The organism is Corallococcus sp. AS-1-6, from assembly GCF_020037015.1.
Classification (GTDB): domain Bacteria; phylum Myxococcota; class Myxococcia; order Myxococcales; family Myxococcaceae; genus Corallococcus.
Genome location: NZ_JAIQDE010000006.1, coordinates 312,200 through 333,726, shown reverse-complemented (window position 1 = coordinate 333,726; position 21,527 = coordinate 312,200). Strand labels below are relative to the sequence as shown.

Sequence of the window (21,527 nt, the reverse complement as noted above, 5' to 3'; positions counted from 1 at the left end):
TTCGGCGCCGTCGTCGAAACGGGGGGGACACCATGGCGTTGGATTGGAAGACCTTGCTGTGTGACACGCGGATCCGCGAGGCCATGGGGGGACGGGCCTCCGCGCCGCTGGAGGACGATGGGCGGACCGAGTTCGATAGGGATTATGACCGGACGGTCTTCTCGACGCCGGTCCGGCGCCTGAAGGACAAGACCCAGGTGTTTCCGCTGGATCCGAACGACGCGGTCCGGACGCGCCTGACGCATTCCATGGAGGTCTCGACGCTGGCCCGAGGGCTCGCGCGTGGCGCGGCCCGTTGGATGTGGCGCGAGGGCCACATCGATTCCAGCCAACGGGTCCTCGACATCGAAGCCATCGCGGCGACGTGCGGCCTCATTCACGACCTGGGAAATCCTCCATTCGGTCATGCGGGCGAGGAGGCCATCAGCAGTTGGTTCAAGAAGAGCTTCGGGGAGACGGGGAAGGGGCTCTACCCCGGGGCGGAGACGGCTCCTGCGCGTGACGGCCAGCTCCGGAATGATTTCTTGCGGTTCGAAGGAAACGCCCAGACGCTCCGCATCGTGTCGCGCCTTCAACTGCTCGCGGACTCCTACGGGCTGAACCTGACGGTGGGCACGCTGTCGGCGGCGATGAAGTACACGGCCGCTTCGGATGAGACGTCCGACACGGGGCCCGCCGACAGGAAGAAGCCCGGTTATTTCGCCTCGGAGCAGCCCCTCGTGGACCGGATCCGGTCGCTCACCGGGACGGGCACTGCGCGCAACCCCATCGCGTACCTCGTCGAAGCCTGTGACGACATGGTCTACGCGACCGTGGACCTCGAGGATGGGGTGAAGAAGGGCATCGTGAGCTGGCATGAGGTCGAAGCCTTCCTGGAGGGGAACGACGACTCGGGCCTGGCGAAGCGCATCCTCAAGAGTGTCCATGAGTACATCGAGAAAGCGGACACGCCGCTGGCGGGGCGGGCTCGGGACGAAGCCCTCGCGCAGCACTTCCGGACGCTGGTCATTGGCGAGGCCAAGAAGGAGGTCCTCGCGGCCTTCCGGCGGCACTACGCCCGGCTCATGCAGGGAGAGGCGCTGACACAGGGCGACCTCATCAGTGCCAGTGGAGCGGCCCGCCTCATCGAGGTGTGCAAGAAGTTCGGGCGCGAGCACGTCTACAACGCTCCGGAGACGCTCCGCCTGGAGACGCTGGGCCGCCGCGTCATCCATGGATTGATGGACATCTTCTGGGAGGGGGCCCATGGCTGTCCGGACCCGGTGGACACCACGAGCAAAGCCTGGAAGAAGTTCAACAAGAGCCCTGAAGGCAAGGTCTACAATCTGCTGTCGAGGAACTACCGGACCGCGTTCGAATCCGCTTCCAAGAGCTCAAGCCTTCCTCCGCTGTACCACCGCTACCAGTTGGTGACGGACTACGTCTGTGGAATGACAGACACCTTCGCTTGCGACCTCCATGCGCGGCTCACCCACGGATAGCGCGGTCATCCACGATCCTGTCGGCGTCTTGCGCAGGCGTCTGAGCGACTTCGTCACCCGTGTGCCCCATCCCTGGCACGGCGCGATGCGGACGCTCCTGGACGTCTTCCGGGAGCATGACTGGCAGGTCTTCGTCTTCGGCGGCACGCTGCGGGACCTGCTCGCTGTGTCGGCGACGGCGGCGCCCCGGGACGTCGACCTGGTGGTGGCGGGAGCGACGGGGGATGCGCTCCGGCAGGTGTTCTCCCGGGAGCTGGTCCGGGTCAACCGGTTCGGGGGGCTGCGACTCCAGGTCCAGAAGCTCCCGGTGGACGTCTGGACCCTGGAGTCCACGTGGGCCTTCCAGCAGCGGCTCGTTCCCGGAGGGGACTTCGCGCACCTGCCGAGGACGACCTTCCTCAACGTGGAGGCCGTCACCGCGGAGTTGGACACCCGGAAGGGGCGTGCTCGCCAGGTATACGGAGACGCTTTCTTCCGTGCGGTGCGCGAGCAGGTGCTCGAAATCAACCTGGAGGAGAACCCCTACGAGGGCCTCTGTGTGGTCCGGTCCCTGCTCACGGCGAGGAAGCTCCACTACGCGCTGGGGCCTCGGCTGGCGCAGTACATCGCCCATCATGGCTCCCGCATCGACGCGGCCGAACTGGAAGCCATCCAGCGCTCCCACTACGGCCGCGTCCGGCTCGACCGGGACCAGTTGATGCGCCTGACCCGGATCGTGAGCCGGAAGGTGACGGCCACGCGACCGAGGCCCGTCGAACTGCCCCGGGTGCGTCAGCTCGAATGGAAGCTGCCGCGTCCCCAGCAACTCGACTGGCACTCCCGGGAGTGGAGGTCCACGTCCCGGGGAGGGCCCACCTCGCAGAGCACCGGCTGATCCTTTTCAGGGGCGGCAGCTCACCTCCACGAGGATGCCGCCCGGGGCGCGGCAGTAGACGAGGGTGCCCCGGTTGTTGCGGATGACGTCGGACACCTCCAGGCCGTCCGCCTTCACGCGCTCATGGAAGGCGAGGACGGGGGCCTCGGAGTCCTGGAGGAAGCCGACGTGGAAGTCCTCGGGGAAGACGTCGGCGTCGCGCTTGCGGCGCTGGAGGATGAGCACGAAGCCATCCGTCCCGCCGAGCATGGCGATGGCGGGCGAGTCAGGGTTCTTCGCGTGCGACGTGAAGCCGCAGTAGCGCGTGAAGAAGCGGGCGGTGGCCTGGACGTCGGGGACCTGGAGATCAAGGTGGTTCAGCTTCATGGTGGACCTCGCGAAGGCACACGAGTGCCTTCGAAGGGCCGTGGGTCCTGACTCCCGAGGGAGACGGACAAGTGCTTCCACCATGGAAGTGACCGGGGCTCACCGAACCGGTCCGCCGTTTTCCGACCGGCGTGAAGGCTAACGCAATGACAGACGGAAGGCCAGCCTACGAAACGTAGCGCTCCGCCAGCTCCGACACCTGCCCCGTCGCCTGCGCCACCGCCGTCGCCGCTTCCTGCGTCGTGCCCAACTGCCGCAGCGTCGCGGCCATCAGCTCGTCCATCTCGCTCACCGCGCTGAACAACTGATCCACGCCCGCGTGCTGCTGCGCCACCGCTTCGGCGATCTGCCGCACCGCCGACGCGGACTCGTGCGTCAGCTTGATCAGCTCCCGCAGCCGCTCGCCGCTCTTGCGCAGCGGCACCAGCGCCGCCTCCACGCCCGCGGAGCTCTTGTCCGCCGTCACCACCGCCTCGCCCGTGGCGGTCTCCATGCCCTCCAGCAGCCCGCGCACCTGGCCCGTGGCCTTGATGGACTGGTCCGCCAGCTCGCGCATCTGCCGCGCCACCACCGCGAAGCCCCGGCCCTGCTCGCCCGCGCGGCTCGCCTCGATGGCCGCGTTGATGGCCAGCATGTGCGACTGGTCCGCCAGCGACTTCACCACCTCCGACACCCGGCCCACCTCGCGGGCGCGCGTGCCCAGGTCCACCACCTGCCGGTTCAAGCCGTGCGTCAGGCCCCGGATGTCGTCGAGCCCCTGCTCCGTGCCCGCCAGCGACTCCTCGCCCAGCTTGCCCATCGCCGCGGCGCGCTCCGCCACCTGCAGGACGCTCCCCGCGCGGCTCGCCGCCAGCTTCGACATCTGCTGGATCTCCTGCGCTGTCGTGCGCGCCTGGTGGATGGCGGACGCCTGCCGCGACAGCGTCTGGTTCTGCTGGTCGCTCGCCTCCGTCAGCCGCGTGCCCGCCTTCGCCAGGTGCCCCGCGGACGAGCTCAGCGCCCGGGGCAGCTCCTGCAACTGCTCGTAGAGCAGCCACGTGCGCGCGGACAAATCACCCAACTCATCCGTGGACACCCACTGCGGCGGCGCCGCGCGGCCCTCCACCAGCGCGTCCAGCGACGCCCCCACCGCCCGCGCCCCCTGCGCCAGCCGGCGCGCCGCCCACGCCGCCGTGAAGATGGCCCCCAGCGCCGCGAACCCGCCCAGGAACGCCACCGGCAGCGTCAGGTCCCGCTGCAACGGCTGGATGCGCGAGCGCACCCGCGCCGCGCCCCGGTACTCGCCCGACAGCTCCAGGTCGTCCGCCAGCGAGGACAGGTTCTTCTCCAGCCGCAACTGCAACGTGGCGATGCTCGTGATGCACGTAATCAACAGCGCGGACACGACGATGGCCGGCAGGAACCAGCTCTGCCGGGGCAGGAACAGCCCCTCGCCAACGGGGCGCTCGTGCGGCGCGCGGCGGAACGCCTCCAGCGTCACCGCCGCCAGCGCCTTCTCGTAGAGCATGTACAGGATGGGCGCGCTGAAGAGCCCCGCGCTCATCGCCACCGCCACGCCCACCAGGATGACGCGCGGCGGCCGGTCCAGCGCCAGGCCAATGGCGCCGTTGAAGAAGATGCCCCCCAGGAACCAGCCCGACTGCGCCTCCACGAACGTGAGCACGCCCGGCAGCCGCAACAGCCGCCCCAGCCGCTCCGCGGGGCCCACCTCCGCCTCCACCGCGTGCCGCAGCAGCGCGCCCACCGCGCCAATGGGCACCACCAACGCCAGCCCGCCAATCACGATGGGCGTGACGACGCCCAGCACGAACCCGACGTTGCTCGCGTCCACCTCCAGCAACTGCATGTCGACGTAGATGGCCGGCGCCACCGCCACCGTGACGACCAGCGTGCGCAGCAAGAGCAGCTTGAAGAGCAGCGCCTGGGTCGAAGAGGGGGATGGCAGTGTCATCGGGTGACGGATCCGGTTGAACGGCTCAAGCCTGAGGGCGAAGCGCGGATGCGTCAATGCAACGCCGCCGTCTTGTGACACAGACTCCCGGGTCTCCGTGGATAACAGGGACGCAGCGGGTAGGGAGGGCAGGGCGCGTGTCGTTTCACCGCGCGCCGCGCGCTGTCCATTGCCTGACATTCCGGCCTGTCCCGACCCCGAGGAGGGCGGCCGTGCGGACGAGCCGGCAGCACCCTGGCGCGCGCCCGTGACGTGAGCACATTGTCCTCCACAACGCTTCACACACCGACGTCAGGAGGACGCCATGGGCGAGTGGACTGACAAGACCAAGGGCAAGGTGAAGGAGACCGTGGGCGTGGCGACCGGCGACCGCTCGCTGGAAGCCGAGGGCAAGGCGGACACGCTCAAGGGAAAGATCAAGGGCGTGGTCGAGGACGTGAAGCACGCCATCAAGGACAAGGCCGACGAGCGCGAGGAAGTGCGTCGCGGTGACGCGGATCCGTATCAGCGCTAGCGATACCTCGCTGAAACCCCGTTGAAACCGTTCGGGCCGCGGAAGCCTTCGTGCTTCCCGCGGCCCGGGCTGTCTTCAGCGGCGCGTGCTCACTGCCGCATCTTCTCGCAGGGACACGCCACCTCCAGGAAGGTGGTGGACTTCCCGCTGAGCATCACCCAGAGACAGCGCAACACACAGGCTGTTCCGAACTCCCGGTAGATGAGTCCCAGGTTGGAAACCACCTCACGTCCGGTGATGACCCCTCGCATGTTCCCGCTCCCTTGCGTCCTGCCGTCCGACCCGCCGCCCATGGCCTCGTGAGAGGCCGGGCAGAGGTCTTTGCAAAGGGCTGGCCGAGCCTCCGAAAGCGCCCCCCTTCCCCAGGGTCCTGCGGTGAACGTCTCAAACCGTTGAAACAGCGGCCCTGGACGCACGCCTGCCCTGGAGTCCTTGAACGAAGCGGTGCGGCGCCCTGAAAACGTTACAGAAACAGGATGGCGTCCAGGGGATGGAAGGCCTGTCCGCCTGCCCCCGCCGCTCGCGTGCCCCTCCGCCCGGCTGCGGACGCAGCGTCGCCGCGAAGGACGGGTGGCACATCCACCAACGGGTCTGAATGTATGTCCATGAGGGCCCGCGTCAGGCGGGGGGCTCTTCCGCGGTGCGTCCCAGTGGTGAAGGGGAAGGGAGTCGAGATGAGGCCAAACGTGTCTTCCAGGAGGAGCCAGCCGCTGCTGCCCGACGGACTCCTGCGCGCCCAGCGGGGGCTGCGGCGGGTGGCGGTGGGGTTGGACTTCTCCCTGCAGTCCGAGTTCGCGCTGGCCCGCGCGCTGCGGCTCCCGCTCGCGCACGGGGCGGCCTTCAGCGTGCTGCACGTGAGCCCGCCGTTGGATGGCCACGCCGGCCCGGACGGGACGGTGGACGGCGAGCGGTGCCTGCGCCGGTCGGTGTCGTCCGCCGTGAAGCGGCTGCGGCAGCGGCCGGACGTGGACGTGCGCGAGGAGCTGCGCACCGGGGACGCCCCGCACGAGGCGGCGGAGCTGGCGAAGGACCAGGGCGTGGAGGTGCTGGTGGTGGGCCGGCCGCACCCGACCCAGCCGGTGAAGCCGCTGCCCGAGGACGCCATGGTGATGCGGCTGGTGCGGGAGGTGGACGCGTCCGTGCTGGTGGTGATGCCGCGCCCGGGCCGCGTCTACCACCGGCCCCTGGTCGCGGTGAACTTCTCGCGCGAGTCCCGCCGCGCGCTGGAGCTCACCATGCGCCTGTGTCCGGTCTCGACCCCCATCGAGGTGCTGCACGTGGTGGACCTGCGCCAGGAGGAGGCGGCCCTGCTCCACGAGGACACCTCCCTGACGTCTCGACTGCGGCTGCGGCAGGAGCGCGAGGACGCGGCGCGAAGGGCGCTCGGGCGCTTCCTGGCGCCGTACCGGGAGACGGGCCGGGTGATGGAGAGCCACGTGCGCTTCGGGGACCCGTGCGAGTGCATCCTCGCGCAGGCCCGGGAGGGTGACGCGGACCTGCTCACGCTGGGCATGTCCTCCGCGAACCCGCCCACCGCGGTGACCGAGGGCGTGCTGCGGCACTCGCGCTGCGACGTGCTCATCTCACGGCACGCCGCCCCGCCCACCCCCCTGCCGGACGGCGGGGGCACGCCGGCCTCCTGAAGGCAGGGAAGTCCAGCGCGGCGGGCGCTGGAGCGTTATGAGGGGCGGCACCTTGTCACGCCCCCTGCCGACACCGCCGCCTACGCTCCGGGCCCGCCTGAAGAACGCGGGCGTCCTCTTCAAGCAGCTCCCGGGCACCTTCCACCTCTTCTGGCGGGCGAGCCCCCGGGGCGCGGTGGTGCTGGGCGCGCTCACGCTGGTGGCGGCGGTGCTGCCGGCGGGCATCGCGTGGGTGGGCAAGCTCATCGTCGACACGGTGGTGGCCGCGGCGAAGGGCGACGCGGCGGCGGGCTCGCGCGTGGTGGGGCTCGTCGCCACGGAGTTCGCGCTGATGGTGGCCTCCGCGGTGGTGGACCGGGGGCTGACGCTCACGAAGGACCTGCTGCGCGCGCACCTGGGCAACCTGCTCAACGAACGCATCCTCCAGAAGGCGCTGGACCTGGAGCTCAAGCACTTCGAGGACTCGGACACCTACGACAAGATGCAGAACGCGCGGCGGGAGGCGAACGCGCGCCCGCTGTCGCTGGTGATGCAGGCGTTCAGCATCGTGCGCAACGTCATCACCCTGTCCACCTACGCGGTGCTGCTCGTGGCGCTGTCGCCGTGGAGCGTGGTGGTGCTGCTCGCCGCGTCCATCCCCGCGTTCATCGCGGAGGCGCGGCTGGCGGCGGAGGGCTTCCGGCTGTACTCGTGGCGCGCGCCCGAGGGCCGCAAGCTCAACTACCTGGAGTGGATCCTCACGCGCGACAGCACCGTGAAGGAGGTGAAGCTCTTCGGGTTGGGGCCGCTGGTGATGGGGAGATACCGCGACCTGTTCCAGAAGTTCTTCGCGGAGGACCGGGCGCTCGCGCGCAAGCGCATGGTGTGGGGCCTGGGCCTGGGCCTGCTGTCGCTGGCGGCCTTCTACGGCTGCTATCTCTTCGTGGCCAGCCGCGCGGCGGCCGGCGGCATCTCCGTGGGTGACATGGTGCTGTACCTGGCCGTCTTCCGGCAGGGGCAGGCCGCGTTCCAGGGCATCCTCACCAGCGTGGGCTCCATGTACGAGGACGCGCTCTTCATGAGCAACCTCTTCGCCTACCTGGACATCCCCACGGTGGAGAACACGCCGCGGCTGCTGCCCGCCGTCTCACCGCCGCGCGGCAGGGCCAACGCCATCGAGCTGAAGGACGTGTCCTTCCGCTACGCGGGCAAGGACGCGTGGGCGCTGCGCAACGTGAACCTCACGCTCAAGCCCGGCCAGAAGCTGGCGCTGGTGGGGGAGAACGGCGCGGGGAAGAGCACGCTGGTGAAGCTGCTCCTGCGCATGTACGAGCCCACCGAGGGACAGATTCTGTACGGCGGCGTGGACACGGCGCGCATGGACGCGGACGACCTGCGCGGCCGCTTCGGGGCGGTGTTCCAGGACTTCGTGCGCTACCAGTTCAGCGTGTCGGAGAACATCGGCCTGGGCCACGTGCCCGCGCTGGAGGACCGGCCGCGCATCGAACGGGCGGCGGAGCAGGGCGGGGCGAACACGGTCATCGCGGCGCTGCCGGCGCAGTACGACACGATGCTGGGCGGCTGGTTCGAGAAGGGCCAGGAGCTGTCCAGCGGCCAGTGGCAGAAGCTGGCGGTGTCGCGCGCCTTCATGCGCGACGACGCGGAGGTGCTCATCCTGGACGAGCCCACGGCCAGCATCGACGCGGAGGCGGAGCACGCCCTCTTCGAGCGCTTCCAGGCGCTGGCCGCGGACCGCATCGCCATCGTGATTTCGCACCGCTTCTCCACGGTGCGCATGGCGGATCAGATCGCCGTGCTCCACAACGGCACGGTGCAGGAGCTGGGCAGCCACGACGAGCTGATGGCGCTGGACGGGCGCTACGCGCACCTGTTCCGGCTCCAGGCGCGCGGCTACCGGGACTGAGGGCTTCTCAAGCCTGGGCCTTGGCGCCGCCGGGCAGGTGGTCCCGGATGACGCCCAGGAAGTACGGCTTGCCGTAGTACTGGCTCATCTTCCCCAGCAGCTTCCCGTTGCGGAACAGCAGGAAGGTGGGGATGCCGTACAGGCCGAAGCGGGTGGCCAGGGCCTCGTGCTCGTAGGCGTTGACCTTGACGACGCGCATGGGGGCGCCGTCCAGCTCCTTTAGGAGCTCCGGTTCGGCGGCCGCGTAGATGTCGCAGTTCGGGCAGCCGGGCCCCCAGAAGTCCACCACCACCAGCTCGTCGCGGGGTTCCATGACGAGCGAGTCGAAGGTCTCGGTCGTCGCCTCGATGCTTACGGGATGCGCCATGGGGGCCTTCCTAACGCCCGGGGGGCGGGCCTTCCATCCGGGCTGCCTGGACCCGGGGCGGGCGGCCAGGAGGGATGGAGGGGGCGGGCGTGTCAGGTTGTCCAGGTATGTCTACAGGCGTCGGGTGGACGAAACCCGACATGCACACTGCTCACGGGGGCCCAAGGCGCCATAAGGTGCGAGCCCTGGTGGCTGTCGATGTCGTGGAGGGGTCATGCACGAGTGGTTGGAGGCACTGCGCAAGTCGGCGAAGGCGACCTCGGAGGGTGTGCAGGCGGAGGAGGTCCGCCGCGCGGAGACGGAGTGCGGCGTCCCGTTCCCCGAGGACCTGGCGGACCTGTACCAGGCGCTCAACGGCGGTGAGTTCCAGGGCGAGGTGCGGCTGTTCCCGCTGCACGGCGGCGAGGGAGCGCCCAGCGTCCTGGAGAAGAGCCGGCTGATGGTGGTGGGTCTGCCCGCCGCGGGCGTCTGGCGCTTCGGGCTGAAGGGGGCGCACCGGCACCTGTTCGTCGCGCGCAAGTCCGCGATGGTGGAGCAGGGGGACGGTGGGCCGCTGCCCGGCTGGGTGGACGCGCTGGACGGGGACACCTGGGTCTTCGGCACCTGGGACGGCGAAAAGCGGGAGATGCGGCTGTACCGCCGGCTCAAGGACATGCTCGAGGTGCTGATTCCGCCCGTGGAGGAGGTGGAGAGCTTCGGGGAGCGGACGTTCGCGCGGGCCATGAACGCCGTGCTCCAGGGAGCGCTGTCCGGAGCGGCCGCGCAGGCGGAGGACGAGGAGGAGGCCCCCGCCGGACGTGGCGGCGACTACTCGAGCGACCTGGCCGCCCTGGCCCGTGACGCGGGCGAGGACGAGGAGTTCGAAGCCGCGGAGGCCGCCGACGAGCTCGAAGCCGGGGAGGCCGAGGTGTCCGGCGAGGAGGAACTGGAGGCGGAGATGGCCGAGGACACCGGTGAGGAGGCCCCCGAGCAGGAGGAGCTGTTCGAGGAGCCCGAGCGCCCCGCCGTGAAGAAGGCCCGCCGCGAGAAGGCCGTCACCGAGACGCCGTCCGCCCCCGCGAAGAAGGCCGCGGGCAAGGCTGCCGCGAAGAAGGCTGCCGCCGCGAAGGAGGCCACGGGCAAGGCCGCCGTGAAGAAGGGCGCCGCCGCGAAGAAGTCCACGGGCAAGGCTGCCGCGAAGAAGTCCGCTGCGAAGGGGGCTGCTGCGAAGAAGGGTGCCACCGCGAAGAAGTCCGCCGCGAAGGGGGCGAGCCAGAAGCGCGGCGCTGCCGCGAAGAAGGCCACGGGCAAGGCCGCTGCGAAGGGCGCTGCCCAGAAGCGTGGCTCTGCCGCGAAGGGTGTGGCCCAGAAGCGTGGCGCCGCCTCGAAGAAGGGCGCCGCCTCGAAGAAGGGCGCTGCCCAGAAGCGCGGGGCCACCAAGAAGGCCACGGGCAAGGCCGCCGCGAAGAAGTCCTCGCGCCGTTAGCCCTGGCCGCGCGGGGCCTCCCGTCGAGGCCTCGACTGAAAACAAAGGGCGCGTCCCATGCACTGGGGCGCGCCCTGTTCACAGCCGCATCCGGTGGTCGGCCCGGCTACCCCTCGGGCAGCAGGTCCGGCGACTGGGCGCGCGGTCCGGGTTCGTCAGGCTGCGCGGTCAGCTCGCGCTCCTCTTCCTCCTCATCAGCCCGGCCGAAGCGCTGGATCTGATCCGGCAGGATGTCCCGCGCATCCGCCTCCTCCTCCATGGGCGGCGACAGCGCCAGGTCCTGGTCCGAGATGTTGATCTCGTCCTCTCCAGTCTCCGGGTTGCGGTGGCGCAGCGAGGTGGACTCGCCCACATCCTCGTCTCCGAGCTTGTTGAACTTCATGGGGTCTCCTCGACAGGGACGGTTGAGAAAAGCTTCCGTGTCCCCACGAAAATGGGACCCCCGGACAGGAGCGGCAATGGACGCCGCCCGCCTGCCTGCCGGGCCCAACCGCTCGTCAGCGGGGAGCCGTCGGCGGCTGGCCGTCAGGGCTGCCGGGCTCCACCTCCAGCAGCACCATCCCCAGCGCCAGCACCCGGGAGAGCGTCTCGCGCACCGTGTAGCGCCAGGGAGTCGCCCGTCCCTCGTCCGCCGCCACGCCCCACGCGTCGATGCCCACCGAGTTGGCGATGAAGAGCGCCCGCGACAGGTGGAAGCGCTGTGTGACGAGCACCGCCCGGTCCGCGCCGAACACCGAGTGCGCCCGCAGGCAACTGTCGTAGGTGGACAGCCCCGCCTCGTCCCCCACCACCGCGTCCTCCGGCACCCCGCGCTCCAGCAGGTAGCGCCGCATGGCCCGCGTCTCGTTGTGGAAGGGCGCGGAGTTGTCCCCGCTCACCAGCAGCGACCGCACCTTGCCCTGCCGCCAGAGCGCGATGGCCGCGTCCAGCCGCTGCGCCAGCACCGGCGACGGCACCGCGCCCGGCGCCAGCCCCGCCCCGAACACCAGGGCGATGGGGGCCTCCGGCGCGACCGCCAGCGGCACGATGCGGCCCTGGTAGCGCAGGCGCACGAAGTGCGACAGACCCAGCAGGACGGCCAGGGCCAACCCGAGCAGCCCCAGGCCCCTGCGTACCCACACCCTGGTCGTGCCGCCAGCCTTCATGGACCTCGCGCAACAGTCGGAAGGGGCCATTCTCTTCCGGCGCCCCCCGGTCGGAAAGCACCACGGGCGGCCCTCTGGCGGGAACTGGTCACGCCCGCCCGGCCCCCGGACGGCGGTGGCGGCGGGCTCCGGGCACGGGCCCTGGTGGCAGGCAGGGGCCCCGGGTCCGGGCACCCCGCCGTTGACCGGCCTCCGCCCCGCCTATATAGGGGGCCCGCCGTCCCTGAAGGCCAGCCCGGGCTGTCACGGGGCACGCGCCGCACGTCTTACGAGGAGTTTCCGGTCCATGGCGTCCCTTCGCGACATCCGCAAGCGCATCCGCTCGGTGAAGAACACGCGGCAGATCACCAAGGCCATGAAGATGGTCTCCGCCGCGAAGCTGCGGAAGGCGCAGGACGCCATCCTCGCGGCCCGTCCGTACGCGCAGACGCTGGAGCAGATCATCTCCGAGCTGGCCGTGCGCTCCGCCGACCAGGAGCTGGCGCACCCGCTGCTCGCCACCCGCCCCATCCGCCGCGTGGAGCTGCTGCTCCTCACGTCCGACCGCGGCCTCGCCGGCGGCTTCAACTCCAACGTCATCCGCCGCGCCAACCGCTACCTGTACGAGAACAGCAACCTCCAGGTGCGCGTCTCCACGGTGGGCCGCAAGGGCAACGACTTCTTCCGCAACCGCGGCCAGTCCATCCGCAAGGACTTCGCCGGCCTGTACGCGACGCTGAACTACCGCTCCGCCGCCAACGTCGCGGAGGAGCTGGCCGCCGCCTTCCTCAACGACGAGGTCGACGCGGTCTACGTCGTCTACAACGAGTTCGTCTCCGCCATCACCCAGAACGTGGTCGTGTCGCAGCTCCTCCCGCTGCAGCCCGCCACGGCGGCGAAGCCCGCCACCCCCGCCCCGGAGGCCGTGACCTCCGCCCCGGCCCTGGTGGACTTCAAGTACGAGCCGTCCCGCCAGGCCGTGCTGGACCGGCTGGTGCCCCAGGCGGTGAACATCAAGCTGTACCGGGCGCTGCTGGAGAGCGTGGCCAGCGAGCAGGGCGCGCGCATGAGCGCCATGGAGAACGCCACCAACAACGCCACGGACATGATCTCCAGCTACACCCTGCTCTACAACCGCACCCGCCAGGCGGTCATCACCAAGGAGCTCATGGAGATCGTCTCCGGCGCCGAGGCCCTCAAGTAGTCCGCCTCCCGGCCGGTCGCACCCCCTCGGCTCCAGACGCTGGGCCCGCTGCTCCCCGCTCCCACGAGCGCCGGGCACGGGCCCTTCGTCGTTCCAGACTCCCCCCTTCGAGGCTCCCCAACGAGCAGGCGCGTCACAGGGGAAGCGCAAGGGACTGGCGCTGGGGACACCGCTCCGCTAAGCGGGACTTACGCAGGCGGACCCGGGAGGCTTGACCCTGCCGGGCACCCCCCGGTAAAGGGGGCCCGCCCACACCCCTCTTCGGGGTTCGATTTCCTGACGGGCGGCGGCGCCCCGGCCGCTCGCCACACGAGACAAGGCAGAGGAGTCCCATGAGCGCTCAAGTCCCGACGACTGGCAAGATCACGCAGGTTCTCGGCCCCGTGGTCGACGTGGAGTTCCCGCCCGGCGGGCTCCCTGAGGTGTACGCCGCCCTCAAGGTGACCAACCCCAACCTGGGCGCGGAGAAGGACAACCTCACCATCGAGGTCGCGCAGCACCTGGGTGAGAACACCGTGCGCTGCATCGCCATGGACTCCACGGAGGGCCTGGGCCGCGGCATGCCGGTGAGCAACACGGGCGCCCCCATCCAGGTGCCGGTGGGCAAGGCCACCCTGGGCCGCATCATGAACGTCACCGGCGAGCCGGTGGACGAGATGGGCCCCGTGAACGCCACCGAGTACTGGCCCATCCACCGCGCGCCCCCGCCGTTCACGGAGCAGGACGTGCGCGTGCAGATGTTCGAGACCGGCATCAAGGTCATCGACCTGCTCGCCCCCTACACCCGTGGCGGCAAGATCGGCCTGTTCGGCGGCGCCGGCGTGGGCAAGACGGTGCTCCTGCAGGAGCTCATCCGCAACGTGGCCGTGGAGCGCGGCGGCTTCTCCGTGTTCGCCGGCGTCGGTGAGCGCACCCGCGAAGGCAACGACCTGTACCACGAGATGCAGGAGACCAAGGTCATCCAGACCGACAACCTGGAGAAGAGCCAGGCGGTCCTCGTGTACGGCCAGATGAACGAGCCGCCCGGCGCCCGCGCCCGCGTGGCCCTCTCCGCGCTGACCATGGCGGAGTACTTCCGCGACGTGGAGGGCCGTGACGTGCTCCTCTTCGTGGACAACATCTTCCGCTTCACCCAGGCCGGCTCGGAAGTGTCCGCCCTCCTGGGCCGCATCCCCAGCGCGGTGGGTTACCAGCCCACGCTCGCCACGGAGATGGGCGGCCTGCAGGAGCGCATCACCTCCACCACCAAGGGCTCCATCACCTCCGTGCAGGCCATCTACGTGCCCGCGGACGACCTGACGGACCCGGCCCCCGCCACCGCGTTCGCCCACCTGGACGCGACCACGGTGCTCAACCGCTCCATCGCGGAGCTCGCCATCTTCCCCGCCGTGGACCCGCTGGACTCCACCAGCCGCATCCTGTCCGCGGACGTGCTGGGCGCCGAGCACTACGCCGTGGCCCGCCGCATCCAGGGCATCCTGCAGCGCTACAAGGAGCTCCAGGACATCATCGCCATCCTCGGCATGGACGAGCTGTCGGAAGAGGACAAGCTGTCCGTGGCGCGCGCCCGCAAGATCCAGCGCTTCCTGTCCCAGCCGTTCTTCGTGGCCAAGGTCTTCACCGGCCTGGACGGCCGCTACGTGAAGCTCCAGGACACCATCCGCTCCTTCAAGGAGATCGCGGACGGCAAGCACGACGACCTCCCGGAGTCCGCCTTCTACATGGTCGGCTCCATCGAGGAGGCGCAGGAGAAGGCCCGCAAGCTGGCGGCGGCGTAAGACACCCATGCGCCTGACCGTCGCGCTCGCCCTGCTCATGTGTGGTGCCGCGCCTTCCGCCCTGGCGGGGGAGCGCGGCAGCCGGGCACGGGTGAGCGCGAACGGCCTCTACAGCGTCCGCCTGGTGGACGTGGGCGTGGGGAAGTGCCGGCTGGAGATGCTCAAGGAGAGCGGGCCCCTCTGGTCGGCGGACGTGTGCGTGGGGACGGTGGACGACCTCTACTTCGCGTCCAATGACGGGGAGAAGGTCTGGGTGCTCTACCCGCTGGTGGAGAAGGGCAAGGCGCCCCCCAGCATGAGCAGGAAGAAGACGAAGGGCCACAGCCTGGCGTGGGCCCGGGTGATGGTGGCCGCCCAGTTCGACCGCACCGGGCAGAAGCTCCAGGAGCGGCGGCTGACGGAGCTGATGACGACGAAGCAGTTGTCGGAGGTGCGGCAGTTGGCCCACCACCTCAAGTGGCTGGAGGGCACGCTGGGCATCCCGGGCAAGGGCCCGCGCCTGACGGACGCCGGGGTGTTGGAGTTCGAGCCGGTGGGCGTGAAGACCCAGCGGCTGACTTTCTGATGCGGTAGTGCGGTAGCACGAGGACCTTCATGGCCAAGCTGACTGTCGAGATCGTCACCCCCGAGAAGCGCATCCTGTCCGTGCAGGCCGACGAGGCCATCGTGCCGGGCGGAGAGGGCCTGTTCGGCGTGCGTCCCGGCCACACGCCGTTCCTGTCGCTGGTGGAGCCGGGCACGCTCACCCTCATCGAGGCGGGCAAGCAGGACCGCTACTTCGTGGCCGGCGGCTTCGTGGAGGTGAGCAACGACAAGGTGCTGGTGCTGGCGGACGCCGCCGAGCACGTCACCGGCATCGACGTGGCGAGCGCCCGCCGCCGCATGGAAGAGGCCCAGGCGCGCCTCAAGGACCTGAGCAGCGCGGACGCGCGCTACGCGCTGGAGCAGGCCGCGGTGCGCCGCGAGGCCGCGCGCATCAGCGCCTCCGAGTCCCGCTAGGGGCTTCCCCGCGCGTTCTCCGGGAAGGGTGGTGCTCCGAAGCCCCGCGAGCCACGGGGGCCGGCGCTCCACCCTTTTCGCGTTCCAGGGCCCGGACGAAGCATGATGCGGCGCAAGTCATGAGCACGCCCGACTCGCCCGTCCTGGAGCTGTTCCACCGCATCGCGGATCCTCCGTCCGCCACCGCGCGCCGCTTCGTCACGGACCACGCGCTGGAGGACCGCGTGCGCTTCCGCAACCTCACCTACGAAGAGGTGGAGCAGGACTGGCGCGAGCGCGGCGGCCACACGTCCCCCGCGCTGTGGGACGGCGCGCGGCTGCACCAGGGCGCGGAGGCCGTGGTGGCGCGCCTGATGGCGGTGGTGAACCTGGGCCGCGACGACGCGTGATCCGCGCGCACGCGCATGGACGAAGTGAAGTCGCTCACGTCAAGGTGAACACCTGAGCCCGTGGGCACTCCACGCGCACGAGTCCACCCGTGCGTCCCTTTCGGTCCATGCGCAGCATTCGAAGTTGGACATGCATGCGGGCTCGCGCGTTTCCACGGGCTCGCCTGCTTGCTGAAACGCAGCGGGATGCGATAGCTACCGCGCCCCCGGTTGCGCCGCGGTGACGGCGGAGGAGGCGGACAGTGGCGATGCGCGCGGTGCAATCCAGCGGGACCTTTCTTGTCCAGCGCTCCACCGCACCCGCTTCGTGCACGTCAAGGCCCCATGATCGATCCGCCGTCGCGTCGCGCGCCATCGCAGCGTTCATCTCGGTGCTCGTCCTTGGCTGAGGCTCGGGTAATCTCCGCCCCTCCGATGCCGCTGACTCCCGCAGACCGCCAGGACCGTTTTCATGCGGCATTCCTGGGGCTCGCCATCGGGGATGCGCTCGGCTTTCCGCTGAGGGGCATCCCCCCGGCGAGCCTGGCGCGGCTGCCCGGCCTGGCGGAGGACTTCGCGCCCCGGCCGCGCGGCAAGTTCGCCAAGGGCCAGTTCAGCGACGACACGCAGCTCCTGCTCGCCGCCGCGGAGAGCGTCATCCGCGAGGGCAAGGTGGACGGCCGCAGTGCGGCGCTGCACCTGGCGTGGCTGTGGCAGGAGGGCATCATCCTCCAGCCGCCGCGCAGCCTCTCCGAAGCGCTGCAGCGGCTGGCGGGCGGCACGCCGTGGATGAGCGCGGGGGCTCCGCTGGGCACGAAGTGCCCGTCGGTGCTCAGCCGCGCGCTGGTGGTGGGGCTCTTCGAAAGCGGCCAGCGCGCCCGCCTGCCGCACGACGCGGGCGTGCTCACCGTCATCACGCACAAGGACCCCGTCTGCGCCGCGGCCGCGGCCGCGTTCGCGCAGGCCGTGGCGCTGGGCATGGAGCAGGAGGCCCTCACGCCCGCGGCCTTCTGCGAGGCCCTGGCGCTGTCCGCCGCCGTGCACGACAAGAACCTGGCGGAGGAGATCCGCCACCTGCCGCGCCTGCTCACCTGGGACACCCAGCGCGCCCTCAACCAGTTGCGCAAGGTGGGCGTGCCCCCCAGCGAGCTGAAGGGCGTGGACGGCCTGCCGTGCCACGTGGTGCCGGTGCTGCTCACGTCGCTGTACGCCACGCTGAAGGTGCCGCACGACTTCCGGGAGGCCGTGGTCCTCACGCTGCGCTGCGGCGGCGAGGCGGACGTGGCCGCCGCCCTCACTGGCGCCCTGCTGGGCGCGCACCTGGGCACCCGCGCCATCCCGGCCCGCCTGCGCAAGCAGGTGCTGTACGCGGAGAACCTGCTGGACACCGCGGACCGCCTGTTCCGCGCCCGCCAGGTGCGCGAGACGCTGGCCACGGCGATCGCCCATCAGAAGACCCGCCGCTAGCCGCCCGCCCCCAGCCGGCCCGCCCGGAGGGGTGGGGGCACCAGGCAGGCAGCCGGACGCGGCCGGGGTGTGCGGCGGGACTTCTCCCACACACCCTTCCTGACCACCTTGAGGGACAGACCGGGGACAGCCGGGACGCCAGGCAGGCGGCCGTCGGTGATGCCCTGGGAGTCACCCTGTCGGAGGCACGGTCGTGGACCTCGAATCGGAACGCCTGGAGCGCAGCCAACTGGAGACGCTCTCCACCCCGGAGCTCATCCGGCACGCGCTGTCGGAGACCCGCCTGTTGGTGAAGGCGGAGGTGATGCACGCCAAGAAGGAGCTGAAGCAGGAGCTGCAGGCGGCCAGGCTGGCGGGCATCTTCCTGGGCGCGGGGGCCGTGCTCGCCCTCACGTCCCTGGCGGTGCTCTTCGTCGCGCTGGGCCTGGCGCTGCCCCTGGGGGCCGCCGTGGGCGTGCTCATCGTGGGCGCGGTGCTGCTGGCCGTGGCCGGACTCCTCCTGTTCCTGGGCACGAAGCGGATTCCCAAGAAGCCGCTGGTCCACACCCAGGAGCGCTTGAAGACGGACTTCCAGATGACCCGGGAGACGCTGCAATGAGCCAGGCCTCCGAGACCGAAGCGCACGTGGACCACGCCATCACCAGGCGCATGGGCGACCGCGAGCAGGTGGAGCAGACCGCGGACCGCATCCGCGACGAGCTGCTCCTCACCCTGGAGGAGCTGGACCGCCGCCGCACCCGCGCCACGGACGTGCGCTACCACGTCAACCAGAACAAGGACCTGCTCATGACCGTGGGCGCCGCCGCCCTGGTGGTGGTGGGCCTGGGCGTGGGCCTCGCCATCTACCGCGCCCGCCACCACGACGAGCGCGTGCGCCGCCAGCGCCGCAAGGCCCTGGAGCGCGCCTGGGCCCACCCGGACCGCGTGGCCACCAGCATCGAGGACAAGCCGCTGGGCGCGGAGCTGGGCCGCAAGGTGGTCATGATCTTCGCCACCTCGCTCGCCACCGCCGTGGCCCGCAACTCCATCCAGACCCTGGTGCCCTCGCGCACCGTCACCAAGGTGCCTGTGGAGAAGAATAAGAATTACTGAATGCGCAAAATGCGCGCATAAAACAGACTGATGCTCATGACGGACCTGCTCTATGCGCGCGCGCAGATGGGACTGTCGCTCGCGTTCCACATCGTGTTCGCGGCGGCCGGCGTGGCGTTGCCGGTGCTGATGGTGTTGAGCGACCTGAAGCACCGGCGCACGAAAGACGCGGACTACCGGAAGCTCAGCGAGAAGCTGGCCAAGGGCACCGCCATCCTGTTCGCGGTGGGCGCGGTGAGCGGGACGGTGCTCTCGTTCGAGCTGGGCCTGCTGTGGCCGGAGTTCATGGGCCGCTACGGAGAGGTGATTGGCCTGCCCTTCAGCCTGGAGGGCGTGGCCTTCTTCACCGAGGCCATCTTCCTGGGCATCTACCTGTACGGCCGCGAGCGCGTGTCGCCGGGCCTGCACCTGTTCAGCGGCGTAATGGTGGCGGTGAGCGGCGCGGCGAGCGCGTTCTTCGTCACGCTGGTGAACACGTTCATGAACAACCCGTCCGGCTTCACGCCCACGCCTTCGGGGCCCACGGACGTGCAGCCGCTGGTGGCCATGTTCAGCCCCGGCTGGCAGTACCAGACGGCGCACGTGCTCCTGTCCTGCTATCAGGCCAGCGCGTTCGCGATGGCGGGCATCCACGCCTTCATCCTGCTCAAGCACCCGGGCGCCGCGTTCCACAAGAAGGCGCTGTCCATCGCGCTGCCGCTCGCGTGCGTCACCGCGCTCGCGCAGCCGCTGGTGGGGGATTTGTCCGCGAAGCACGTGGCGCGCGCGCAGCCGGTGAAGCTGGCCGCGATGGAGGCGCACTTCGACACGGAGGCGGGCGCGCCCCTGCGGGTGGGCGGCTGGCCGGACGCGGAGAAGGGCACGGTGTCGGGCTCCATCGACCTGCCGAAGGGGCTCTCCATCCTCGCGTTCGCGGACCCCGACGCGGAGGTGAAGGGCCTGAAGGAGTTCCCCCGCGACGTCTGGCCGCCGGTCGCCAAGGTGCACCTGGCCTTCCAGGTGATGGTGGGCACGGGCAGCCTGATGGCGCTGCTCGCGCTGGTGACGCTGTGGCGCCGGTGGCGGGGCCGCGAGTGGCCGCACGGCAAGGGGATGATGCGCGCGTGGCTGCTGTCCGGGCCGCTGGGGCTGGTGGCGCTGGAGGCGGGGTGGCTCGTCACGGAGTGGGGCCGGCAGCCGTGGATCGTCCGGGACGTGATGCGCACGGGCGAGGCGGTGACGCCGGTGCCGCACCTGGCCGCGCCGTTCTTCACCTTCACGGCGGTGTACCTGTTCCTGGGGGTGACGGTGCTCTTCGTGCTCTGGCGGCAGGTGGCGGGCACGCTGCCCAGGCCCCGGGAGCCCGGCGCGGACGTGGACGGCGAGGCGGCCCATGCCCATTGAGACGACGGTGCTGGGGTTCGCGGTGGCGGGCACGTTCGTGCTGTACGCGCTGCTGGGCGGGGCGGACTTCGGCGGCGGGGTGTGGGACCTGCTGGCGCGCGGGCCCCGCAAGGCGGAGCAGCGCGCGCTCATCGCCCGCGCCATCGGCCCGGTGTGGGAGGTGAACCACGTCTGGCTCATCGTGGGGCTGGTGCTGCTCTTCAGCGGCTTCCCTCGGGCCTTCGCGGCCTTGAGCGTGGCGCTGCACGTGCCCCTGACGCTGCTGGTGCTGGGCATCGTGTTCCGGGGCACCGCGTTCACCTTCCGCGCCTACGACACGCGCGGGGACGCGGTGGAGCGCCGCTGGGGCGTGGTGTTCAGCGTGGCGAGCGTGGTCGCGCCGCTGCTGCTGGGCATGTGCGTGGGCGCGGTGGCCAGCGACTCCATCCGCATGCGGGGGCACGCGGTGGTGAGCGGCTTCTTCGCGTCGTGGCTGTCGCCCTTCGCGCTGTCCGTGGGCGCGCTGACGCTGGGGCTGTTCGCGTTCCTGGCGGCCGTGTACCTCACGCACGAGGCGCGGACGCCGGAGCTGGCGGACGACTTCCGGCGCCGGGCGCTGGTGACGGGCGGGCTGCTGTTCCCGCTGGCCCTGGCCGTCCTGCTGCTGTCGCGCGAGGGCGCGCCCCGGGTGTGGACGGGCCTGCTCCAGACGCCGTTCGCCCTGGCGCTGCACGCGGGCACGGCGGTGGCGGCGGTGGCGGCGTTCGCGCTCCTGTGGACGCGGCGCTTCCGGGCCGCGCGGGTGGCGGCGGCCACGCAGGGCGGGCTCATCGTGCTGGGGTGGGCGGTGTCGCAGGCGCCGTACCTCGTCTATCCGGACCTGACGCTCCAGGGCGCCGCGGCGCAGCCGGTGGTGCAGCGGCTGCTCCTGGTGGCGCTCGGGGTGGGGCTGGTGACGGTGGTGCCTTCGCTGGTGCTGCTGTTCCGCGTCTTCGGGCCCCGGGGCCAGGTGCCAACGTCTAGGTCTTGAGCACGGGGAACAGCGGCGGGTGCACGACGCGGGGCTTCTCGTCGCCTCGCGCCACCAGCACGCGGGCCCCTTCGAGCAGCTCCTCCGCGTCCAGCGCTTCCACGACGGTGCGCGCGGCCGTGTCGGGGTCCATCACGCGGCAGTGCACGCGCATGCAGCCCTCTTCCGTCTCGCCGCCCTCCACCTCGCCGTTGCCCGTCCAGCCGAGCGCGTCCGTGAGCAGCTCCTCCACGGCGTTGCGCTGCTCGAAGTCGTGGCCGGTGCCCTTGCCCTGCACGGTGTACTCGACGAGCAGCACGGCCATGGCGTCCGGCTCGGGCTCGTCGTAGCCGGCGTCCACCTGGGGCTCGGCCTCCTGGGCGATGACCATGTCGGGGTCCTCGTCCGGGGGGACGGGGACGGTCTTCTGCTCGCCGCCGTCACCGACGCTGCCCCAGTGCACCGTGACGACGCCCTCGTGCTCCCACGCCTCCCAGTAGCGCAGGGTGTCGCCGTCCTTCTTGTAGAGCTTCAGCAATGCGTTGGCCTCATTCGCGCGG

The 21,527-nt window shown here is 70.7% G+C and carries 23 protein-coding genes; 16 read left to right on the top strand and 7 right to left on the bottom strand.

Annotated elements, in window-relative coordinates; genetic code table 11:
* The first annotated feature begins 32 nt into the window (after positions 1–32).
* Both dgt and K8612_RS11425 read left to right on the top strand, forming a co-directional pair.
* Positions 33–1,481: a dGTP triphosphohydrolase gene (gene dgt, locus K8612_RS11430; RefSeq protein WP_223762288.1), complete on the top strand. Its 1,449-nt coding sequence runs from the start codon at positions 33–35 to the stop codon at positions 1,479–1,481.
* Positions 1,482–1,509: 28 nt separating this feature from the next.
* Positions 1,510–2,355: a hypothetical protein gene (locus K8612_RS11425; protein WP_223740836.1), complete on the top strand. Its 846-nt coding sequence runs from the start codon at positions 1,510–1,512 to the stop codon at positions 2,353–2,355.
* Between the two features lie 6 nt (positions 2,356–2,361).
* Here the strand turns inward: K8612_RS11425 and K8612_RS11420 are convergent, their stop codons facing one another.
* Both K8612_RS11420 and K8612_RS39230 read right to left on the bottom strand, forming a co-directional pair.
* Positions 2,362–2,721: a VOC family protein gene (locus K8612_RS11420; RefSeq protein ID WP_223740837.1), complete on the bottom strand. Its 360-nt coding sequence runs from the start codon at positions 2,719–2,721 to the stop codon at positions 2,362–2,364.
* A 166-nt stretch (positions 2,722–2,887) separates the two neighbouring features.
* A complete protein-coding gene (locus K8612_RS39230; RefSeq protein WP_304503971.1) occupies positions 2,888–4,672 on the bottom strand; it encodes a methyl-accepting chemotaxis protein in 1,785 nt (594 codons plus the stop codon).
* A 304-nt stretch (positions 4,673–4,976) separates the two neighbouring features.
* Between K8612_RS39230 and K8612_RS11410 the strand changes: the two genes are divergently transcribed.
* The gene (locus K8612_RS11410) at positions 4,977–5,186 is read left to right on the top strand and encodes a CsbD family protein (protein WP_223740838.1); all 210 of its coding nucleotides are present in this window, start codon (positions 4,977–4,979) and stop codon (positions 5,184–5,186) included.
* Between the two features lie 89 nt (positions 5,187–5,275).
* Here the strand turns inward: K8612_RS11410 and K8612_RS11405 are convergent, their stop codons facing one another.
* On the bottom strand, positions 5,276–5,437 hold the full coding sequence (locus tag K8612_RS11405; RefSeq protein WP_167548270.1) for a hypothetical protein: 162 nt from the start codon (positions 5,435–5,437) through the stop codon (positions 5,276–5,278).
* Between the two features lie 435 nt (positions 5,438–5,872).
* Here K8612_RS11405 and K8612_RS11400 point away from each other — a divergent pair, with 435 nt between their 5' ends.
* Both K8612_RS11400 and K8612_RS11395 read left to right on the top strand, forming a co-directional pair.
* Positions 5,873–6,829: a universal stress protein gene (locus tag K8612_RS11400; protein WP_223762287.1), complete on the top strand. Its 957-nt coding sequence runs from the start codon at positions 5,873–5,875 to the stop codon at positions 6,827–6,829.
* 37 nt (positions 6,830–6,866) lie between these two features.
* Positions 6,867–8,732 carry an ABC transporter ATP-binding protein gene (locus K8612_RS11395; RefSeq protein ID WP_223762286.1) on the top strand — a complete coding sequence of 622 codons (1,866 nt, stop codon included), beginning with the start codon at positions 6,867–6,869 and terminating at the stop codon, positions 8,730–8,732.
* 7 nt (positions 8,733–8,739) lie between these two features.
* Here the strand turns inward: K8612_RS11395 and K8612_RS11390 are convergent, their stop codons facing one another.
* On the bottom strand, positions 8,740–9,099 hold the full coding sequence (locus tag K8612_RS11390; protein WP_120599536.1) for a co-chaperone YbbN: 360 nt from the start codon (positions 9,097–9,099) through the stop codon (positions 8,740–8,742).
* A 214-nt stretch (positions 9,100–9,313) separates the two neighbouring features.
* On the opposite strand from K8612_RS11390, the gene K8612_RS11385 reads away from it, so the two are divergent.
* Positions 9,314–10,564: an SMI1/KNR4 family protein gene (locus K8612_RS11385; RefSeq protein WP_223762285.1), complete on the top strand. Its 1,251-nt coding sequence runs from the start codon at positions 9,314–9,316 to the stop codon at positions 10,562–10,564.
* Between the two features lie 106 nt (positions 10,565–10,670).
* On the opposite strand, the gene K8612_RS11380 is transcribed toward K8612_RS11385, so the two are convergent.
* The gene (locus tag K8612_RS11380; protein ID WP_223740843.1) at positions 10,671–10,946 is read right to left on the bottom strand and encodes a hypothetical protein; all 276 of its coding nucleotides are present in this window, start codon (positions 10,944–10,946) and stop codon (positions 10,671–10,673) included.
* A gap of 115 nt (positions 10,947–11,061) precedes the next feature.
* Entirely contained in the window at positions 11,062–11,709 is a 648-nt protein-coding gene (locus tag K8612_RS11375; RefSeq protein WP_223740844.1) for a vancomycin high temperature exclusion protein, read from the bottom strand.
* Positions 11,710–11,995: 286 nt separating this feature from the next.
* Here K8612_RS11375 and atpG point away from each other — a divergent pair, with 286 nt between their 5' ends.
* From atpG to K8612_RS11325, 10 genes are all read left to right on the top strand, one after another.
* Positions 11,996–12,892, top strand: coding sequence for an ATP synthase F1 subunit gamma (gene atpG / locus K8612_RS11370; protein WP_223762284.1), 897 nt, complete (start codon positions 11,996–11,998; stop codon positions 12,890–12,892).
* Between the two features lie 332 nt (positions 12,893–13,224).
* Entirely contained in the window at positions 13,225–14,670 is a 1,446-nt protein-coding gene (gene atpD / locus K8612_RS11365) for a F0F1 ATP synthase subunit beta (RefSeq protein ID WP_120587022.1), read from the top strand.
* 7 nt (positions 14,671–14,677) lie between these two features.
* Positions 14,678–15,235, top strand: a complete 558-nt coding sequence (locus K8612_RS11360) for a hypothetical protein (RefSeq protein WP_223740846.1) — start codon at positions 14,678–14,680, stop codon at positions 15,233–15,235.
* Positions 15,236–15,264: 29 nt separating this feature from the next.
* The gene (locus K8612_RS11355; RefSeq protein WP_223762283.1) at positions 15,265–15,669 is read left to right on the top strand and encodes a F0F1 ATP synthase subunit epsilon; all 405 of its coding nucleotides are present in this window, start codon (positions 15,265–15,267) and stop codon (positions 15,667–15,669) included.
* A 119-nt stretch (positions 15,670–15,788) separates the two neighbouring features.
* On the top strand, positions 15,789–16,058 hold the full coding sequence (locus K8612_RS11350) for a hypothetical protein (protein WP_206787250.1): 270 nt from the start codon (positions 15,789–15,791) through the stop codon (positions 16,056–16,058).
* Positions 16,059–16,472: 414 nt separating this feature from the next.
* Positions 16,473–17,504 (top strand): ADP-ribosylglycohydrolase family protein, encoded by a 1,032-nt coding sequence (locus K8612_RS11345; RefSeq protein WP_223740848.1) that lies wholly within the window; start codon positions 16,473–16,475, stop codon positions 17,502–17,504.
* Between the two features lie 193 nt (positions 17,505–17,697).
* The gene (locus K8612_RS11340) at positions 17,698–18,102 is read left to right on the top strand and encodes a phage holin family protein (protein WP_223740849.1); all 405 of its coding nucleotides are present in this window, start codon (positions 17,698–17,700) and stop codon (positions 18,100–18,102) included.
* Positions 18,099–18,596 carry a hypothetical protein gene (locus tag K8612_RS11335; protein WP_223762282.1) on the top strand — a complete coding sequence of 166 codons (498 nt, stop codon included), beginning with the start codon at positions 18,099–18,101 and terminating at the stop codon, positions 18,594–18,596. The genes K8612_RS11340 and K8612_RS11335 overlap by 4 nt, the downstream gene beginning before the upstream one ends.
* Before the next feature lie 36 nt (positions 18,597–18,632).
* Complete coding sequence (locus tag K8612_RS11330) at positions 18,633–19,979, top strand: cytochrome ubiquinol oxidase subunit I (RefSeq protein ID WP_223762316.1); 1,347 nt, start codon at positions 18,633–18,635, stop codon at positions 19,977–19,979.
* Positions 19,969–20,988, top strand: a complete 1,020-nt coding sequence (locus tag K8612_RS11325; RefSeq protein WP_223762281.1) for a cytochrome d ubiquinol oxidase subunit II — start codon at positions 19,969–19,971, stop codon at positions 20,986–20,988. Before K8612_RS11330 ends, K8612_RS11325 begins: the two co-directional genes overlap by 11 nt.
* Here K8612_RS11325 and K8612_RS11320 read toward each other — a convergent pair.
* On the bottom strand, positions 20,978–21,505 hold the full coding sequence (locus K8612_RS11320) for a hypothetical protein (RefSeq protein WP_223762280.1): 528 nt from the start codon (positions 21,503–21,505) through the stop codon (positions 20,978–20,980). The two genes, K8612_RS11325 and K8612_RS11320, sit on opposite strands and share 11 nt — an antisense overlap.
* Positions 21,506–21,527 lie beyond the last annotated feature (22 nt).

What these genes read in the sequence shown, in the direction of transcription:
- dgt (WP_223762288.1), top strand. Translation starts at nt 33, where the DNA reads ATGGCGTTGGATTGGAAGACCTTGCTGTGTGACACGCGGATCCGCGAG.
- K8612_RS11420 (WP_223740837.1), bottom strand. Translation starts at nt 2,721, where the DNA reads ATGAAGCTGAACCACCTTGATCTCCAGGTCCCCGACGTCCAGGCCACC.
- K8612_RS39230 (WP_304503971.1), bottom strand. Translation starts at nt 4,672, where the DNA reads ATGACACTGCCATCCCCCTCTTCGACCCAGGCGCTGCTCTTCAAGCTG.
- K8612_RS11410 (WP_223740838.1), top strand. Translation starts at nt 4,977, where the DNA reads ATGGGCGAGTGGACTGACAAGACCAAGGGCAAGGTGAAGGAGACCGTG.
- K8612_RS11405 (WP_167548270.1), bottom strand. Translation starts at nt 5,437, where the DNA reads ATGCGAGGGGTCATCACCGGACGTGAGGTGGTTTCCAACCTGGGACTC.
- K8612_RS11395 (WP_223762286.1), top strand. Translation starts at nt 6,867, where the DNA reads ATGAGGGGCGGCACCTTGTCACGCCCCCTGCCGACACCGCCGCCTACG.
- K8612_RS11390 (WP_120599536.1), bottom strand. Translation starts at nt 9,099, where the DNA reads ATGGCGCATCCCGTAAGCATCGAGGCGACGACCGAGACCTTCGACTCG.
- K8612_RS11385 (WP_223762285.1), top strand. Translation starts at nt 9,314, where the DNA reads ATGCACGAGTGGTTGGAGGCACTGCGCAAGTCGGCGAAGGCGACCTCG.
- K8612_RS11380 (WP_223740843.1), bottom strand. Translation starts at nt 10,946, where the DNA reads ATGAAGTTCAACAAGCTCGGAGACGAGGATGTGGGCGAGTCCACCTCG.
- K8612_RS11375 (WP_223740844.1), bottom strand. Translation starts at nt 11,709, where the DNA reads ATGAAGGCTGGCGGCACGACCAGGGTGTGGGTACGCAGGGGCCTGGGG.
- atpG (WP_223762284.1), top strand. Translation starts at nt 11,996, where the DNA reads ATGGCGTCCCTTCGCGACATCCGCAAGCGCATCCGCTCGGTGAAGAAC.
- atpD (WP_120587022.1), top strand. Translation starts at nt 13,225, where the DNA reads ATGAGCGCTCAAGTCCCGACGACTGGCAAGATCACGCAGGTTCTCGGC.
- K8612_RS11360 (WP_223740846.1), top strand. Translation starts at nt 14,678, where the DNA reads ATGCGCCTGACCGTCGCGCTCGCCCTGCTCATGTGTGGTGCCGCGCCT.
- K8612_RS11355 (WP_223762283.1), top strand. Translation starts at nt 15,265, where the DNA reads ATGGCCAAGCTGACTGTCGAGATCGTCACCCCCGAGAAGCGCATCCTG.
- K8612_RS11350 (WP_206787250.1), top strand. Translation starts at nt 15,789, where the DNA reads ATGAGCACGCCCGACTCGCCCGTCCTGGAGCTGTTCCACCGCATCGCG.
- K8612_RS11345 (WP_223740848.1), top strand. Translation starts at nt 16,473, where the DNA reads ATGCCGCTGACTCCCGCAGACCGCCAGGACCGTTTTCATGCGGCATTC.
- K8612_RS11335 (WP_223762282.1), top strand. Translation starts at nt 18,099, where the DNA reads ATGAGCCAGGCCTCCGAGACCGAAGCGCACGTGGACCACGCCATCACC.
- K8612_RS11330 (WP_223762316.1), top strand. Translation starts at nt 18,633, where the DNA reads ATGACGGACCTGCTCTATGCGCGCGCGCAGATGGGACTGTCGCTCGCG.
- K8612_RS11325 (WP_223762281.1), top strand. Translation starts at nt 19,969, where the DNA reads ATGCCCATTGAGACGACGGTGCTGGGGTTCGCGGTGGCGGGCACGTTC.